Origin of the sequence: Sporolactobacillus sp. CQH2019 (assembly GCF_028765345.1) — a bacterium.
GTDB lineage: Bacteria > Bacillota > Bacilli > Bacillales > Sporolactobacillaceae > Sporolactobacillus.
This window is the reverse complement of sequence record NZ_JARAJZ010000004.1, coordinates 1-19,110: the sequence shown is the minus strand read 5'-3', so window position 1 is coordinate 19,110 and position 19,110 is coordinate 1. Positions and strand designations below refer to the sequence as shown.

Below are 19,110 nucleotides of genomic sequence, written 5' to 3'. Positions count from 1 at the left end.
CATCCTTTTTCACAGAATAGGAGATCCGCTGTAAAATGGCGGTGTATCTGTCCTATCTTTAATATAGGCAACCAAACCAGTGCTGATAAAAATTGTCGGCGCTGGTTTTATTGCAGCTATTGAAAAATAATACTATAATTTCAGAAATTTCACCGGAAAGTAAATTTTTTTTACTTTCTTATTGAACGCATTGCTGAAATCGGAAGAGGAGATTAATATAAATTGGGGGGGGAGGTGAGTCCTATTATTAAAAGATTAAGAGATTTAGCTTTAGTTATCATTGTCAGTTGCATGGCGGTGCTGTTCGGCCAGAGTGCATACGCTTCAAGCGGTACCCTGGGTCCGCGCGGTGTTATTGATAATCCGGCTGCCGGCAGCACGCTGCAGGGAACGGTTACAGTGCGCGGCTGGTTTCTGGACGGAACAGGCGTATCTAAAGTTGAAGTTCTGGTAGATGGGAAAGTGATCGGCAACGCGACGTACGGTCTTTCCCGTCCGGATGTTTACAAAGCCTATTCACAGTATAAGAACAACCAGTCGGGCTACCAGTACAGCCTGAATACGGCGCAGCTTGCGAGCGGGACCCATCGGCTGTCGATCCGGGAGACGGGCAAGAATGGTGTTCAGACCACGATCAGCCGCACGGTGGTTGTGAAGAATCTTTCGGTCCAGGGCCGGATGGACAGCCCCGGCGCCGGCAGCACGCTGCAGGGAACGGCCTCGGTACGCGGCTGGTTTCTGAATGGGAGCGGAGTGTCCAGGATCGAGGTTCTGGTCGACGGAAAGGTAATCGGCAATGCGACGTACGGCCTTTCCCGTCCGGATGTCTACAGGGCTTACCCGCAGTATCAAAACAGTCATTCCGGTTATCAGTACAGTCTGAATACAACGCAGCTGGCGAACGGAACGCATCAGCTATCAGTCCGGGAGACAGGCGGGAACGGCGTTCAAACCACGATCAGCCGCACGGTGAATGTACATAATTTTTCGGTCCAGGGCCGGATGGACAGTCCCGGTGCCGGCAGCACGCTGCAGGGAACGGCTGCGGTACGCGGCTGGTTTTTGAATGGGGGCGGTGTGTCCAGGATCGAGGTTCTGGTCGACGGAAAAGTAATCGGCAATGCGACGTACGGTCTTTCCCGTCCCGATGTCTATAAGGCTTACCCGCAGTATCAAAACAGTCATTCCGGTTATCAGTACAGTCTGAATACAACGCAGCTGGCGAACGGAACGCATCAGCTATCAGTCCGGGAGACAGGCAAGAACGGTGTTCAGACGACGATCAGCCGCACGGTGACTGTGAAGAATCTCCTGATTCAGGGGCGGATCGACAGTCCGGCAGCGGGCAGTACGCTGCAGGGAACGGCTGCGGTACGCGGCTGGTTTCTGGATGGAGCCGGCGTGTCCAAAATCGAAGTGCTTGTCGATGGGAAAGTGATCGGCAACGCGGCGTACGGTCTTTCCCGCCCGGATGTCTACAAGGCTTATCCGCAATATAAGAACAGTCAGTCGGGTTATCAGTACAATCTGAACACGACGCAGCTCACAAATGGGAGCCATCAGCTGTCGGTCCGGGAAACAAGCGTGAATGGCAGACAGACGACAATCAACCGTACCGTGACCGTGAAGAATCTTCCGGCTCAGGGCCGAATGGACAATCCTGCTCAGAACGGCGTAATACAAGGTTCGTCGTACTCGGTACAGGGCTGGTTTCTGGACGTAAGCGGCGTGTCGAAGATTGAAGTGCTTGTCGATGGGAAAGCGGTCGGCAATGCGGCGTACGGCCAGTCGCGTCCGGATGTCTACAAGGTCTATCCGCAATATAAAAACAGTCATTCCGGTTATCAATTCAGTCTGGATACGACACAGTTTTCTGATGGAAATCATACACTTTCCGTTAAAGAAACGGGCGGCAGCGGGGCTGCTGTCGAATTAACAAGGAATGTCAACATTAAAAACTACCCTTATGAACAAGTGGACCTGAAGAAACCGGCCGACATAACAAAACAGGATATTCTGAATTTCCTTAATGCCAGCAGTCCGAACAGCCCTCTTGCAGCGGATGCCCAGTCTTTTATTGATGCCCAGGACCGCTATGGAGTAAATGCACAATACTTGTTGGCTCAGGCGATTTGGGAAACCGGCTGGGGGACATCGGATCTATACAAGTATAAACATAATCTTTACGGTTACGGAGCTTTCGATATTGCCCCGTTTACGTGCGGCTATTATTTTCCGACAGATGCGGACAGCATCAATTATGCCGCTTCGCAGATCAGAAGCAATTATTTGAATGCCGGCGGCAGCTACTACAGTGCCGCTTACGGACCGACTCTGATCGGTATGAACCAGTATTATGCGACCGATCCGAACTGGAAAAACGGCATTGCATCAATCATGGCGGAAATTAAATCGTACGATGCTTCCTATTATCAAAAAACCGCGGAAATTTCATCATCGGCCGCGGACACGACTGTGTACGGTACGGATATTCCTGCGGGAAAGCCGGTTCCGTCGGATATAGTCATCAATTATTCAAGCGGAACGGTCGGAACAGTGGTGAATACTTCATTCGTAAACATGAGGTCTTTGCCGTACGTGGCCGACAGTACCTATATAACTTCAATAGCGCAAGGCACCCAAGTCAATGTATTAGGGTACAATACGGACGTAAGATATGATCCGGGCGGATCGGACAACTACGCTTATCGCTGGTACAGGGTCAGCGTCAACGGCCGCACCGGATGGATCTATGGACAGTATCTGACAGTAGGAAAATAATCCTGAACCAGGCAGCTGAATAATCCTTTTTTTCTCAACCGCTATCCGAAAACGGTGCTGTCAATAATAAATTATGATGATTGAGCCTCCCAAATGATCCACTGGGAGGCTCTTTCTTTTATTTTATGCGCGTCAGGCCCCAATATGAGTACCCGACTGATTAACTTCAAGGAACAAGCAGCCGAGAATAATGATGAGGACAGATTTAATGAAGAAATCTGAAGTATCGGACGAATAATAGGCGGTTTTTTACGGAATCTTTTGAATCATCGTTTTCCCTGTTTCGTTCGTTCTTCAGACCGGCTGATGAACAGGAGGGGGGAAAAGTGTTCTGTCCGCCAGAAAAGTTATTGGGGGAGATGAAAAATATTAAGGGAACCATTAGGCTAGCAGCTCTTATTTTTTTCGTCAGTTGCTTTATGGCGCTTTTCAGTTATAGTGCCTCAGCCGCGGCTGTTAACCTCCCTGTTCGAGGGATCATTGACAGCCCCCGGCAGAACAGCACTCTTCAAGGTGTCATTAATGTCAGAGGCTGGTATCTGGATGCAAACGGCGTCGGTAAAGTTGAAGCGTTTGTCGACGGCAGGATTGTCGGGAGAGCCAGGTATGGACTTCCGAGGACCGACGTGGCACGGGTATATCCCAAGTATCATAATCGCAATTCGGGCTATCAGTACACGCTGGATACGCGAAAGCTGTCAACAGGCCGTCATACACTGCTGATCAGAGAAACGGGAACGAAGGGAAATCAGTCGATCGTTACCCGGACAATCGACGTTCGTGTCGCTCCGGCCTATGGGGTTATGGATGCCCCGCGCCAAAATGCCGCCGTACAGGGTATCATTAATATCAGAGGCTGGTATCTCAGCATAAACGGTGTCCGTCAAGTAGATGTCCTGGTGGACGGCAAGGCCGCGGGAAGAGCCGTATATGGGCTTCCAAGGCCCGATGTGGCAGGAGCCTATCCCAACTATAATAATCGGAATCCGGGCTATCAGTACGCACTGGACACAAAAAAATTAACAAACGGCCGTCATACGCTGTCGGTCAGGACAACAGAGGGCAGCGGCAAACAATCGACAGTCACCCGGGCGGTGAATGTAAGCAACAGCAGCAGTACACCGGTTTGCGGCATCATCGATTCGCCCGCTAATAATGCGGCGGTTCAAGGCACTGTCAACATCAGGGGCTGGTACCTGAGTGGAAAAGGGGTCAGCAAGGTAGAGGTTTATGTTGACGGCAAGATTGCAGGAAAAGCCGTTTACGGAATTTCAAGGCCCGATGTGGCGAAAGCCTATCCGGACTATAAGAATCGCAATGCGGGTTATCAGTATACGCTGGATACGCGAAAGCTGTCTACCGGCCGCCATACGCTGCAGATAAGAGCAACAGAAAATGGCGGAGCGCAGTCCGCGGTCACCCGGACAGTGACTGTACGCAATGCCCCGGCCCTGGGCACGATTGACAGCCCGCAACAAAACAGCACCGTTCAGGGAACTGTACCGGTTAAGGGCTGGTTTATGAATGGCAGCGGTGTCAGCAAGGTTGAAGTTTTTGTCGACGGCAAGATAGTCGGAAGAGCGCAATACGGCCTGGCGCGGCCGGATGTTTACAAGAAATATCCGGCCTATGGCAATCATAACTCAGGCTATCAATATGACCTTAAGACAGCGTTAAGCGCCGGCCGCCATACGCTGCTGGTACGGGAGACCGGAGTTAACGGGGAACAGGCGGCTGTCAGCCGGACGGTCTATGCCAGCCAGCTGCCAAGCGGCGCATTGAAAAAAGGTGTCGATATTTCCAATAATAACGGTGCCATTAATTTTCAATCCGTAAAAAATTCGGGCATCAATTTTATTGTGCAAAAGGCATCTGAAGGATCGTCATTTACGGACTGGACATTCAAAAACAATGTGACAGCCGCCAGGGCCGCAGGGCTGGAAACAAATGCCTATCATTTTTTCCAGTCCACTAATAATGCGTCGGATGCACGAAAAGAAGCCAATCTGTTCGCAGCTTTATTGAAAAGCGTCGGGTTTAACGGCTATGCATTCGTTGACGTCGAGATCACAAACGGTGCCTCGAGTACCGCAATAACGAACAGTGTCAATGCCTTTCTTGATCAGATGAAGCAAGACGGCATCACTAAGCTTGGAATCTATTCCTATTTAAGTTTTTACGAAAACAACATCAGTCTTTCAGTGCTGGAAAAATCAAATCCGGATTTGCTCGTTTGGACGGCAGCCTGGCACTCGGCAAGCAGCGGCCCGGGCTTCGATACCGACCTGTGGCAGTATACGGATAATGGCAGTGTGAGCGGTATAAGCGGGCCTGTCGATATGGATTTCTCCTTTAACTACAATTTTTAAGACGACCCCCATTTCGAGAATATTCGGGATGGGGGTTGTTTATGCTCCAATGCTCGTTAACTATGCCCAATAACTGTTACCGGAAAATATGTTATTAGGTGAAAAATTATTAGGTTCTGGTTCTTTACTACCACTCTTATTGTGAGATAATTTAAATGCTATTTTCAGGCGGGCTTTATATAACGAACATATGATCGTGATGAGCTGATGTATTAAAAAAAGACAAAAAAAGAGGCAAAAAGATGAGGCAGCAAATCAATCTTATGAAGCTAAGAAGAAAAATTGAATTGGGTCAAGAAAATGACTGAACATATTCAAAGATACATAACGGCAATGCTCGATCATTCTATCTCTCGATCGCTCTGTATCACGATCCGGAGGACGGTTGAAACAATTGTAAAATATCGGTATCTGATCGCCTTAGTGCTTTTTGTTATACTTGTACTTTTTAAAGTAAACGGCAGTTCGATATCGGTATATGGGGAAAGTTCTATTCAGGGAAGTATTGGGAAGCCTGTACTGTTCGGCAAGGTAAGGCCGATTCGCAGCGACGAATGGATGGTTCAGACACCTTACTTTATTGCTCAGGCAAACAGCAAAACTCCGTATTCGGTTGTTAATCCCGATATTTCATTGTCCGGCCAAAACATGATTGTCAGTTACGGCGCTCCGGTATGGGATATCTCTACGCTTGCAAAGCCGTTGAATTGGGGCTTTTTGCTATTCGGGTCGTCTTATGGACTTTCATGGTACTGGTGCATGAAAACTTTGCTGCTTATCCTGCTCTCGTTTGAACTTTGCATGATGATTACGCGTAAGAATCTGTTTGTTTCCATCCTGGGTGCATTTTGGATTACTTATTCTCCTGCCGTACAGTGGTGGTTTATGCAGCATGTCGGCGATGTCATCTTTTATATGGAAGCTGTCGTCGTGCTTTTTTACTATTTCTTTCGCTATTTTAACAAAATATTGCTAAAGATCATCTTCGCTTTCTTATTTGCTCTTTCCTGTGTTGGTTTTGCCCTGACGGTTTATCCTGCCATTCAAGTCCCTCTGTTTTATCTCGGACTGCTGTTGTGTACGCTTATATTTTGGGATTTTAGGAAAACGATTAAATTTAAGACCATTGATTATGTCATTTCGGGGGTTGCGGTACTGCTGATTGTTTTCCTACTGATGCATGTCTATTTGATATCAAAGGATGCGATTTCTGCTATTTTGAATACCACCTATCCCGGTCACCGAGTGAGCAGAGGCGGGGAGGGAGCCCCTTTCGCGGTTAACAATTTTTTGACGAACGTCTTTTTACCATTTAAGGACATTCCTAATACTATTTCTAACAACTGCGAAATCAGCGGCTTTTACAATTTTCTTCCGGCTGTGTTGCTGGCACTCCCGCTGTTGATTAAAAGGAAAGTCGGCAATCTAAAATACGGTATTGCCCTGGCGGTATTTTCTCTTTTGTCGATTGCCTATCTTTATATGAAAATACCTGTATTTTTGGCGAAAGCGACATTGCTTTCTTATGTGACTTATCGTATCGAAATAGCTTATGGAATTGCATCTGTTTATCTAAGTATATGGGCGTTATCAGAATTTATCCGGAGCAAGTCTGTTAGTCGAATGTACAGTTCTGTTTTAAGCCTGCTGATTGGACTCTGCTATTTTATAACAGTTGATCTTACACCTATTAAGGGCTATGTGAGACTGCGCTATTATTTGGCTTTTATTCTTATTTTCATCGTCCTGAATTATTTATTGCTGCGCGGAAAGAAATTTCTGTTTTCTTCCGTTATGATCATCGTCATCATGATTTCCGGTTTGTTCGTCAATCCTGTCAACATCGGTCTTGGAAATATGTTCCATAACAATCTGACATCAACGGTGCAGAGCATTAAAAAACAAAATCCGAATGCCCGTTGGATCGCATTGAACGGTTCATCCATGGGTTCCTATCTCTATGCCCTTGGAATTAAGGATCTGGACGGAACCGATTATTATCCGGATATGAAGAAATGGAAGCTGCTCGACCCGGATGGCAAATATATGAGTGCTTACAATCGATATGCGCATGTAACTTATGTGCTGACAAACCGGACAACTGATATGTCTACAATTGCAGGTGACAGCATACTCGTTAATCTGAATGTCAATGATTTAAGAAAACTCAAGGTCGGCTATATTCTTGCTAAGAATAGGCTGGAAGCTTACGCTAATTCTGGTACGCGTTTTCGTAATCTAACCTCAAAACCGGCCAACGGCTATTTCATTTATCAGGTCGAGTATTGGTAGTCTGCTGTTTCTCGAGAAATTACGGCTGTTCCCAGAGGGATTGAGGGGGGGGATCTTAATATGAATCAAGTCAGCTATTTTAAGAATGCAATAAAAAAAGAGCAGATCTGTGAGATGAACTGAAGAAACATGAGCGGCAAAAAATAAAATTGTTTTATAGATAAAGAAAATCAGTAAATTATTTTAACTTTCTGTAAAAGGCGGGCTTAAAATTGCGATTAAGGAGATATTGTACGCCTAAGGCGCTCTTTGTAAGTTATCTTCTGCTGGTACTTATTTTCAGGATCTTTATGGTATCTGATTTTAGAGTTTTTGCAGGCTTTACGGGCGGACCGGATGACGATCTGATGGTACGCGATGCCTCAAGTTTAATTGCTCATGACTGGCTGGGGCCGTTTGATAAATATACCCTGGCAAAGGGAATAACTTTTCCGGTTTACCTGACTGTTATGAATAAGTTCGGCATTCCGTTTCTCTTATTGAATGTGTTTTTAGAGTTTGCCGCCTGTGTCACGTTTGTCATGGTTATGCGCAAACTGATACCCAATCGGTTTTGGCTTGCCGTTCTGTACACGATATTAATGTTCAATCCAATGGCGACGTATTACTGGACATTTAATCGCGTTTACCGTGATTCCATATACAGCTATCTGGTTATATTCCTTTTTTCCTGTATCATTTCCCTGTTTTTAAATCGGTACGGCTCTCTGCTGAAAACGGTGTGGTTAAGCGCGTGCTCCGGATTTTTCCTGGCTGCCGTCTGGCTTGCAAGAGAAGATTCTCCATGGGTGCTGCCATTTGTCATTGCTGCCCTGTTAATCACAGCTTTAGGCATTTGTTTCAATAAAAAAGTGGCTCAGAAAATTAAGCGTCTACTCGCGCTTGCCCTTGTACCTGGCGTTCTCATTCTATCCATCTTGCTTGTTTCGATCATCAATGATCATGAATATGGCTATTTCGGTACCAATGAATTCACGAGCGGCAGTCTTCCGCTGCTTATAAAAGAACTTTCCATTATTAAACCGGATGTGTGGAATCCCCGTGTACCGATTCCTAAATCGACGCGTGAAAAAGCCTATGCGGTATCGCCGACCTTTACGAAAATCAAAGGCCAATTAGAAAATAATCATACGATGAGAATTGAAAAGGGGAATCCGACATGCGATATATTTGTCTGGATACTTCTGGACAGCGTACAGAACGCGGGCATGAAAAGCGCCTCTTCAACGCAAAAATTTTACAGACAGTCGGCGGAAGAAATTCAGAAAGCGATCAACGAAGGAAAGCTGCAGACACGCGGCGGTTATATGACGATCTTCGAGTCGCCCTGGGACAATCGTTATATCAGTCCTTTATTTAAGGCGCTGGGAGAAACGGTGCATATGACTGTTTTTATGGAAGATCATTTGCATCAAAAATTAGGGGCTGCAAATGTTCCTTCAACAGGTCCAGTTAATCAGATACGTACATTGGAGCGTGTAACAAACAACCTGGCATATAATCCTGCGGAGCCGATTCCGCCCCAGCAAAAGGTGGATTTTTTCAATAAACTGGCTTCCGTCTATAAATTTTTGAATCCGGCAGCCACTGTGCTGGCCGTTGCCGCCTATCTCTATATTTTTGTGCGTTTCTTAATCAGCATCCGTACGAAAAAATATATCTTTTTTTCTGAATGGATCATATTAACAGGTTTATGGATGAGTTATTTGGTAAGAATGCTTTTGCTCTCTTATTCTGATGTCGGCACTAATTTTATGCTGTATCCAATGTACCTTGCCCCCGGTTATTGGCTAATCGTGATGTTTAATTTTTCGAGCCTGTTTATTGCCGGCAGAAGTCTGTGGGAAATCGGACAGAATCATTTCAGATTCGGCAATATAAAACATAAAGATATAAAAAATGAATATAATAGTACTTACGGAGAATTTGATTGATCATCCGCTCCTTGATGATCCACCCTCTAATATATGGATAATCGGTCGATTTATTTTAGAAAAGCGAATTTCCGATTTTCTCGGAGAGGGGGGGGAAGGAGCGAACCCAAAATTTTTTATAAAAGATTGCCCGAAGATTGATGGAGGAGTGGAAAATGGCTTTATCAAGAACAGAGCGGAATGCACCCCATCCCCATACAGCTGCCGGCTGCAAACATTTCAGCCCCCTATCGGTAAATGGAAGCAGAAGCTATCTGTTCATGAAGAGGCTGCTGGATATTTTCGGAGCACTTGCCGGCCTTGTTCTATTGTCTCCGGTCTTTTTAGTGATCGCTCTATTCATCAAAAAGGAAGATCCCGGCCATCCGGTTATTTTTAAACAGGTCCGTCTCGGGAAGAACGGAAAACCGTTTTATATCTATAAATTCCGTTCGATGATTCCCAATGCGGAGGCATTGCTGGATAATCTTCGTGATCAGAATAACGTGACCGGTGCCATGTTCAAGATCAAAGACGATCCGCGAATCACCCGGATCGGCCATTTTATCAGGAAATCCAGCCTTGATGAACTGCCTCAGCTCGTCAATGTTCTGAAAGGGGAAATGACCCTTGTCGGTCCAAGGCCGCCGCTTCCGGGGGAAGTGGCGGATTATAGCGATTATGACAGACAGAGGCTGCTTGTCACCCCGGGATGTACCGGTCTCTGGCAGGTCAGCGGCCGAAGTGACCTGAGTTTTGATCAGATGGTGGAACTGGATCTGTCTTATATCGCGAATCGAAGTCTGCTTCTCGATGCAAAAATTATGATCAAAACCGTCTTTGTCATGTTCGGCTCCGATGGCGCCTATTAGAAGCCCCGGAGTGTCCGTCTCTTAATCATCTTAAAGAGTATCGGCGGCGCGGACTTTTTTGCCGGGCAGCGGAATTTACGCGATCGGCAGTATATACTTGCTTAAAGAGTGATATCATGCGCGAAAGGGCATTAAATTCTGGAAGCGCCCGATATTTCCTTTGACCTGCCGCGTATTACATATAAACGGTGCGGAGCCGTCGGTAACTGAACTGGCTGATTAGTATCGTAAATTGCCCAATATCTGCAGTTACAATTATAGAATCAGGAGTCAATTGCCGACTATCTACAATAAAACGCGAAAAATCAACAATGGCCAAAGAATCAATAACTGTGAATGATCAGAATGATAAAAGGAATTTTTAGCCGAAAACGGATCGCTTTAATTTAGCAGCAGCGGGACAGTCAGCCGGAACGGGACCGATGTATGATGGAAACCTCGGATCCCCGATTTGCCGCCCTGGGTAAGCAAGAAGGACAATCATAATAATTTTTGTGGGAAGGTATTCCATGCTGAACACTATTCATTTTCCAAGAATATACCTGATTTATCTATGCCTTTTCTACGCCTTTTTCATATTTTTTTCTCCTTTGGTATTAAGCAACAAATTAATTATCCTGGTGTTTACGCAATTGGTCATTCTGGCAGGAGCCGTCGTTTTTTATAAAACAATCGATTACAGTATGGTCACACTTTTTGCGCTGCTCGTGGCCGACCTGATCATTCAGCTGTTGATCAGTGTTTTCTCAAATGGCATCGATTTGCCGCTCTGGATGAGAATGATTAAAGCATTCGTTTTTTATGTCTTTGTTATCATTTCAGTTCTCGTTAATCTCATTTATTTCCGGCAGCATTCGATTAACCGAAATTTTAGGCTCCATCGTTTTATTGTTTCTATGCTGAACTTAGTTGCTGTTTATTGCATCGCTGAATATTTTTTTAAGTATAATCCACTGTTCGGCCGCTTTTTTTCAGGGGCGTACCATCAATACTACAGTGTCCGACATGCAGACTTCTTTTATCGGGTATCGGGAACGATGCAGCACCCGATTGTGATGGGCAGCTTTTTGCTGGTCAATGTGATCCTCAACTTCGGTCTGTATGCCAGGGATAAAAAGATCTGGCCGCTGCTCTTTGCGCTGATCAATCTTGCGGCGCTGTTCCTGACTTTCTCAAGGGGCAGCTATCTGGCACTGGCGGTCGCCGCGCTGTTTTATTTTTTGATCAACATCACTGCCAGACACAGGCTGCCCGTCTATCTGAGCAGAGCCTATTTAGTGAAAATAGCCGCCGTTCTTGCGGCGATCGCTGCGCTTCTGTTTGCCGCTTATCTGAAGGGATTCAACGTTATCGGGACCATTGCTTCACGGTTCCTGCAGCTCGGCACAGGTGCGGGCGGCATATCGCTCTATCAGAGGCTGAACGGCTTTCATTTTGTCATGAATTCGATGTTTCACAAAGCGAGTTTCTTTCAGCTGCTGTTCGGCAACGGGGTCGGAAGCCTGGCCTTTACTCTGAAAACGAACAGCATTTCTCTCTATGCGCCGGGTCTCTATGTCGTTGACAATCAATACCTGACCTTGTTCTATGAGTTCGGACTGGTCGGTATCTGTTTCTTCCTTTACATAATCATCAGGCTGTTTCTATTTTGCCTGAAAACGATCGCCGCAGCGGGGGAGACATCCGTTGACCTCGAGATCTTTCTGACTGCTTTTCTGGGGCTTTTCATTAATCTTGCTTTCTATGACGGCTTTTACTGGTCAAATGTTCTTGTCCTGCTGGGCTATCTGGCTGCGTGGATTCTTTATCTCAGCCATTTTTCATTGCCGTCGAGTGCTAAGATCTATCCTAAACTGTCCCTGCTGTTTCACTTCCGCAGGGCCTGACTCCGCGTCTTGCACGGGCAGCGGCGTTTGAGTATAATATCAGAAGTCCGGAATGATTTGCGTCCAGCGGAAAAGTTGTTTTACAGGAGAAGTTATGCATATTATCAGGGATCTCAGTAAAGTATTCAGCGCGAATGTTGTCAACATACTGGTCGGTATCGTCACAGGATTCCTTGTCCCGGCCTTTCTGCCGATTAATGCCTACGCGGATATTAAAACGTTCACCCTATATGTCAGTTACCTCGGGATCCTTCATTTAGGGTTTATCGACGGGGTGTTTATCAAATATGGAGGGGAGCGCTTCAACAGGATCGACAGGGATTCTCTGGCCGGAGAAAAAAACTTTCTGCTTATCTTTCAGCTGGCGGTGACGCTGCTGATTCTGGCAGCCGGCCTTTATATGAAGAGCCTGGTGATCATTGCGCTGGCGCTTTCCGTCGTCCCTGTCAATATGACGACTTTCTATAGAAATGTTTTTCAATCGATGGGTGAATTCAGTATCTATACACGAATCATGTATGCGACTTCGCTCGCGACATTATTCGTCCAGCTGTTCCTGCTGTTCATTATACATGCCGAGACGTCGGCACCTTATGTATACGGGCTGGTGCTCATTAACTATTTCATCTTCTTTGCCTTGGAAATACTGCTGCCGCTGAAAAAAACCAGACCGATCTGGAATGCCGCCGATTTTAGGAAACTGTTCCGTGCAGGCATATTTATTATGATCGGCAACTTTTCGACTGTGTTTTATTATTCGGTGGACAGGCTGCTTGTAAAGCATTTTTTCACAACGTCGGCGTTCGCTTATTATTCATTCGCCATATCGATGCTCTCCGCCGTGAATATACTGATCACATCCCTGACGTCGACGCTCTATCCCTATTTGTCGAGAATGGCCGACCGCACCAGACTGAATACGATAAAAAATGCGGTTCTGATCGCGGGCACGCTGTTCAGCGGCGTCTATTTTGTTTTTGAAATCATCGTCTATTATTTTATAAAAAAATATATTCCTTCTCTCGATATTATTTCGATTTTGTTTATCGGTTTTCCCGCAATGGTCGTTGTCAATGTACTTTATGTCAACCTTTACAAGATCGAGAGGAAACAGAAGAAGTATCTGGCGACGGTATCCGCCATCTTGATATTATCCGTATGCCTGATGATTGCGACCGTCTTTCTCTTTCATGATTACCGGACGATCTCTGTTGTCACGACACTTTCTTATTATGCCTGGTTTATCATCGCAGCGAGAACCTTTCAAAAGATTTCAATTAAAATGAAAGATACGGTCTTTCTGATCGTAAACGTTCTCCTGTTTTTTCTCTGTTCGCAATTTGTCGCGATTTTCCTGAATATTGTTCTGTATTACCTGACGCTCGCTCTTCTCATTTTCGTCTTTTACAGAAAAGATCTGATTCTTCTGCTGCGCGCCTTCGCAGGCGCGGCAGGGCGGAGACTGCAGCGGAGGAGCCATGAGAAAAGGGAAGGTTAAGCATCTTTTTTATCCCTATGCGAAGAAACGGATCCGGATGGGAGTCTGACGATGAAGAAGATAGGCATCGTAATCCTGAATTATTTAAATTATAAAGATACAATTGAATGCGTGGAAAGTGCGCTGAATCTCAGCTACCCGTCCATTGCCCTCGTTGTTGTCGACAACGGGTCTCCGAACGGATCCGGGGCCGTTCTGAAACAGCGGTTCGGAGATGATCCGCGGATCACACTGCTCTGTACGGGTGAAAATCTCGGGTTCGCCAAGGGCAACAATATCGGTATCACTTTCTGCACGAAATATAAGCAGTGCGACTATGTTCTGATTGTCAACAGTGATACACTGTTTGATCAGGAAGACTTCATTCAGCAGCTGCTCGCATCCGTGCCGGATGATCAGCCGGTCGGTGCGATCGGGCCGAAGATTATCAACAGCGGCGGGACGAGCAGCAACCCGATTCCGATCAACATGAACGGCAAAAGAATCGTGAAAGATTTAATGATAAATTTTGCGATTATCCTCGGTGTCTATTCGTTTATTAAGAAGGCGGAAGAGGCGATTGTCAAACGGGCAGACAAGCCGGCGGATCGGCCGCTGCTCAGCAGCGAGCACAAGCCGTTTTTGCTGCATGGTTCGGCGCTTTTATTGACGCCGCTTTATCTGGCGTCCTTCAGGGGACTGTATCCGGGCACCTTTCTCTATTATGAAGAGAATATACTGGGCATTATCTTTAAGAAAAACGGTTTGAAATTTTACTATCAGCCGGCTGCCCGGCTGCTGCATAAAGGAGATGGCTCATCGAAACTGAGCAACAATAACAGCAGCCGGATCAACGCGAGGCGTCATCTAGGCAGCATTGCCCGGGCCGCCCGGCTTCTGGCCGGTTCGCGCGCATCGGTGAACCGGAGCGTCAACCGGATCAGCGACGGCGAAAGAGAATTTTATCGGAATTATTAAAATCTTAAATCGGGGTTTGCGGCATGCCATCAAATGAGAAACAGATAAACAACAGAAGATTAGTGATCCTTAAAGGCGGGTCGCAGTATGTGACGCCCGCTTTGTATAACATACAGGAAATCGGCCTCGGCAAAGCGCTCGCCGGCAGGGGCTGGGATGTGCTGATTCTTTCGTCCGGGCCCCGCTTGTACCGGGAGAAAATAAACGATCACGTTGAATGGGTGGAGCTGAAGCGGATCGGCCGGCGGATGGGCTGGCCGAAAGGAGCGCTCGGCGAAATCAGACGATTCGCGCCGGATGTCATTCAGCTGCAGGATATCACGAATACGGCCACATTTCAGGCGGTCACTGCCAGAGTCACAAGCAAGGTGCCGCTCGTGCTGTCGCTGGGCGAATACAGATCTAAAACCCGATTCACAAACATCATCACCCATATTTTTGCATGGACTGCAAAACCATTTGTGGATGCCGTCCTCTGTAAAACGGAGGCCTCGGCCGCCTATGCGGAAAAACTGGGGTTCCATAAGACTATTTATGCCCCTGTGGGTATCGACGAGTCGGTCTATGTCAATGATCCTCAGGAGCATTTAGAGTGGAGAAAGAAGCTCCGGGATGCGCGAAACGCCGGCTTTAAAGTGCTTTGCCATATCGGCCGCCTTGACAAACAGGAAAATGTTCCGTTTTTGCTGAAAATATTAAAACAATTGCCGGATCGTTATATACTGTTGCTCGTCGGCGAGCCGGTTTCTTATGTGAAAAAGATCATGGACAAGGCGCTGCAGAAACGAGTGATTCTGACAGGCAGAATTGCCAATAAATACATCGGACTGGCGATGCGGCTGTCGGATCTCTATCTGGCCTGTTCGAAGTATGAGATATTCGGCATGTCGGCGGCGGAAAGCGTCTATCACGGCCTCCCCGTTCTCGGCTTCTCGACAGGGGGCATCCGCGAAATTATTGAACAGGATAAGAGCGGCTGGCTGCTCGACCGGCGGGATCCGCATGAGTGGTCCGCATTGATCGAGCGTATATTTACTCAGGAAGGAACATTAGAAGAAAAAAGGAATTATTGCGCCGGAATAGGGCAGAAACTGACCTGGACCTGTCGAAGTACTATCTATAGCTCAACTTACCGCAGGCTGATCGAAGAAAAAAAGATCTGAAATGCCGGCCTTATTCACGGCCGGGAAAATAAGGCGTGCGGCTTGGGCATCCGTTTTTCTTTCTGAAGGGAGCAATTTTTTTGTGAAGATTTTTATCAACGGACGGTTCTTAACACAGGCTGTAACGGGCGTTCAGCGATATGCCAGGGAGGTTGTCAAAGGACTGGACGGGCTTCTGGAAGAAAAAAAGCTGAAATCCGACTATGAATTCATTATATTAACTCCGAGGGCGGAGATAGATAAGATTCATTTAAGAAACATTGCGGTCAGACCGATTGGTTTTTTGAAGGGGCACCTGTGGGAACAGATTGAGCTGCCGTTATTTGTCAGGCAGCATGCGCTGATTAATTTATGCAATCTCGGCCCGGCTTTTAAAAGCAACCAGCTGATCACGGTGCATGATGCCTCCGTTTATCTGAAGGGCAACCATTTTTCGCGGCTGTTCCGGACCTGGTATAAAATTATTTTCAGACTGGAACTCGGATTCGCCCGGCGGATCATCACGGTTTCCCGTTTTTCGCGCGATGAATTGATCAAATACACGCATGTCCGCCCGGAAAAATTAAAAGTTATTTATGAAGGGCATGAACATATCCTTCGCTGCAAGCCGGACAACCGCATTCTCGCCAAAAACAAGCTGTTATCCAGGCCTTATGTGCTGGCCGTAAGCAGTATCGATCCGAGAAAAAATTTTGAAAATATCATCAAAGCGATGGAATATTTAAAAGGCCGAAAATATGATATAGTGATTGCCGGAGGGACAAACCCGAGAATTTTTAATGTTAAGGATTTTTTAAGGAATAATGATGTAAAATATTTAGGATACGTTTCTGATGAAGAATTAAGGGCTTTGTACGAGCACGCCTTTTGTTTCCTTTATCCTTCAATCTATGAGGGATTCGGACTGCCTCCTGTGGAAGCGATGGCGCTCCAATGCCCGGTGATCGTATCCGATAAAGCTTCACTCCCGGAGATCTGCGGAAGGGCGGCCGTTTATTGCGATCCCTATGCCCCATCCGATATTGCCGACAAGGTGACAATTCTTTTTGAAGACAGTAAAATAAGGGAATACTGTAAAACAGAAGGCCTGAAGCGAGCGGACGCTTTCTCCTGGGTAAAATGTTCACAGGAATTGGCGGAACAGATCCGTTATCTTGACTTATAATTATGGTTCCGATACCGGTTATTTTGATTGATGAAAAGAGGAACATGAATTGAAAATCGCAATTGTAACCGATTGGCTGGTTGTATATAGCGGAGCAGAAAAGGTTCTGGAGCAGATGCTGAAGGTTTATCCGGAAGCCGATCTGTACAGCCTGATTGAATTCCTGCCCGAAGATCAGCGGGACTTTATCCAGGGCAAGCATGTGACCACCACCTTTATTCAGAAGCTGCCCTTCGCGAAAAAAAAATACAGGAGCTATCTGCCGCTCATGCCCCTGGCGATCGAGCAGCTCGATATGTCCCAATATGATGTCATTATTTCCAGTTCATATGCGGTAGCAAAAGGAATCATCACCGGTCCGGATCAGCTCCATATTTCTTATGTCCATTCACCGGTCCGCTATGCCTGGGATCTGCAGCATCAGTATTTGCGGGAAGCGGGACTGACCAAGGGAATTAAAAGCTGGATCGCCCGCTATATTCTGCACAGAATCCGCATGTGGGACTGCCGCACCGCCAATGGGGTGGACGACTTCATTGCCAACTCACAGTTTATCGGAAAACGGATCTGGAAGGTCTATCGCCGCCATTCCGACGTGATTTATCCGCCGGTGGATATAGATAATTTTCAACTGAAAACGAAAAAAAAGGATTTTTACCTGACGGCTTCAAGAATGGTCCCTTATAAGAAAATGAGCCTTATTGTAGAGGCTTTTTCGCAAATGCCGGACAAGAAACTCTATGTGATCGGCGACGGACCGGAATACGGCAAGATTAAGAGAATGGCCGGAGAAAACGTGGTTCTGCTAGGTTATCAGGATGCGGAAACGCTGACGCATTATATGCAGAACGCCAAAGCCTTCGTATTCGCCGCGGAAGAGGATTTCGGCATCACCCCCGTTGAAGCCCAGGCCTGCGGCACGCCGGTCATTGCTTTCGGCAAAGGCGGAGTGCTGGAAACAGTCAGAGGCATCGATTCCGGAAAACCAACAGGCATTTTCTACAGCGAACAGACAACGGACTCACTAATCGGCGCGGTGAAAGAATTTGAAGCGAAGCAGGCCCTTTTTAATCCTCAGTCTTGCAGAGAAAATGCGCTTCCGTTCTCGGAACAAAGATTCAGAGAAGAATTCAGGACGTATGTCGAGAAAAAGATTGAAGAAAAATGGCCGACAAAAAAGCTGAAACTTGAGCTAAACCGAATGCGGTAACGGATGTTTCTGCACCGGCCGCCGGGGTTCGTTATTCCGGCACGGTATGGTACATTAACTAGCAAGGGCCGGGGCGGAAACAGCGTCCCGGCTCTTTCGTCTTTCTGCTTAGAAAGTATAAAATTTCATGTAATATCAGCACAGATGAAGATGCTTACCCAGAAGGGCACGGATCCACAATCCTTCGCTAAAATAAGCGATTATTCAAACCAAGGTTGCTGGCTCATACAGCCATTCCAGGATAGACGCACGGATTTGATGAAAAAATCCTTCACGGCTCCGGCTCTATAAAGAAATGAACGACTATGCGATAGACGAATATAGCGCAACCGTCTGATTGATTGAATTTAACAAGCTGAACCAGTTGCGTGGACTAGAGCGGCTGCGCCGAATCGAGGAACAGCCGAATTGCTGGGGAGTCGCACCGAAACAGAGGGAACTTGCACCAAAACGCCGGAGAGTCGCACCGAAACGGGGAAAACTCGCACCGAAACGTGGGGAACTCGCACCGAATCAGAGCAGTCGCACCGAAACGGGTTGAACTCGCACCGAAACAGGGAAAACTCGCACCGAAACGTGGGGAACTCGCACCGAAACATCGAAAATTCGCACCGAATCAGAGCAGTCGCACCGAAACGGGTTGAACTCGCACCGAAACAGGGGAAACTCGCACCGAAACGCCGGGAAGTCGCACCGAATCAGGGCAGTCGCACCGAAACGGGCTGAACTCGCACCGAAACAGGGGAAACTTGCACCGAAACATCGAAAATTCGCACCGAACCAGAGTAGTCGCACCCAATCGAGTTGTGTCCGTATAATTGTGTAAAAAGGGAGGAGTAGATTCTTGGGGGAGGCGGCCCTTTCTTGGGGGTGGGGCGCCGCCCCACCCCCAAGGGCTCGTCCTTCGTCCCGACTCATTTCTTCCTTTCTTTTCCAGAGCGACAATAAAATGAGCCATGGCCCATTATCTCAGCTAGAATAGAGTCGTCTCAAAACTTATCCAA

At 46.9% G+C, this 19,110-nt stretch carries 11 protein-coding genes; all 11 read left to right on the top strand.

The annotated features are described in order from the left end of the window. The first annotated feature begins 234 nt into the window (after window positions 1-234). The 11 genes from OYT88_RS06590 (at window position 235) to OYT88_RS06540 (ending at window position 18,106) form a co-directional block, all read left to right on the top strand. Window positions 235-2,781, top strand: a complete 2,547-nt coding sequence (locus tag OYT88_RS06590; protein ID WP_274398780.1) for an Ig-like domain-containing protein — start codon at window positions 235-237, stop codon at window positions 2,779-2,781. A 326-nt stretch (window positions 2,782-3,107) separates the two neighbouring features. After that, window positions 3,108-5,150 (top strand): Ig-like domain-containing protein, encoded by a 2,043-nt coding sequence (locus OYT88_RS06585; protein ID WP_274398778.1) that lies wholly within the window; start codon window positions 3,108-3,110, stop codon window positions 5,148-5,150. 300 nt (window positions 5,151-5,450) lie between these two features. Beyond that, window positions 5,451-7,442 carry a DUF7657 domain-containing protein gene (locus OYT88_RS06580; protein ID WP_274398776.1) on the top strand — a complete coding sequence of 664 codons (1,992 nt, stop codon included), beginning with the start codon at window positions 5,451-5,453 and terminating at the stop codon, window positions 7,440-7,442. A 212-nt stretch (window positions 7,443-7,654) separates the two neighbouring features. Beyond that, window positions 7,655-9,376, top strand: a complete 1,722-nt coding sequence (locus OYT88_RS06575; RefSeq protein WP_274398774.1) for a hypothetical protein — start codon at window positions 7,655-7,657, stop codon at window positions 9,374-9,376. A gap of 155 nt (window positions 9,377-9,531) precedes the next feature. Further along, window positions 9,532-10,227 carry a sugar transferase gene (locus tag OYT88_RS06570; RefSeq protein ID WP_274398773.1) on the top strand — a complete coding sequence of 232 codons (696 nt, stop codon included), beginning with the start codon at window positions 9,532-9,534 and terminating at the stop codon, window positions 10,225-10,227. Between the two features lie 509 nt (window positions 10,228-10,736). After that, entirely contained in the window at window positions 10,737-12,113 is a 1,377-nt protein-coding gene (locus tag OYT88_RS06565; RefSeq protein ID WP_274398771.1) for an O-antigen ligase family protein, read from the top strand. Window positions 12,114-12,207: 94 nt separating this feature from the next. After that, window positions 12,208-13,611, top strand: a complete 1,404-nt coding sequence (locus OYT88_RS06560) for an oligosaccharide flippase family protein (RefSeq protein WP_274398770.1) — start codon at window positions 12,208-12,210, stop codon at window positions 13,609-13,611. A 51-nt stretch (window positions 13,612-13,662) separates the two neighbouring features. After that, window positions 13,663-14,568, top strand: a complete 906-nt coding sequence (locus OYT88_RS06555; RefSeq protein ID WP_274398769.1) for a glycosyltransferase — start codon at window positions 13,663-13,665, stop codon at window positions 14,566-14,568. Window positions 14,569-14,591: 23 nt separating this feature from the next. Next, a complete protein-coding gene (locus OYT88_RS06550; protein ID WP_274398768.1) occupies window positions 14,592-15,731 on the top strand; it encodes a glycosyltransferase family 4 protein in 1,140 nt (379 codons plus the stop codon). 82 nt (window positions 15,732-15,813) lie between these two features. Beyond that, the gene (locus OYT88_RS06545; RefSeq protein WP_274398766.1) at window positions 15,814-16,896 is read left to right on the top strand and encodes a glycosyltransferase family 4 protein; all 1,083 of its coding nucleotides are present in this window, start codon (window positions 15,814-15,816) and stop codon (window positions 16,894-16,896) included. A 49-nt stretch (window positions 16,897-16,945) separates the two neighbouring features. After that, window positions 16,946-18,106 carry a glycosyltransferase family 4 protein gene (locus tag OYT88_RS06540; RefSeq protein ID WP_274398765.1) on the top strand — a complete coding sequence of 387 codons (1,161 nt, stop codon included), beginning with the start codon at window positions 16,946-16,948 and terminating at the stop codon, window positions 18,104-18,106. The last annotated feature ends 1,004 nt before the right edge of the window (window positions 18,107-19,110 follow it).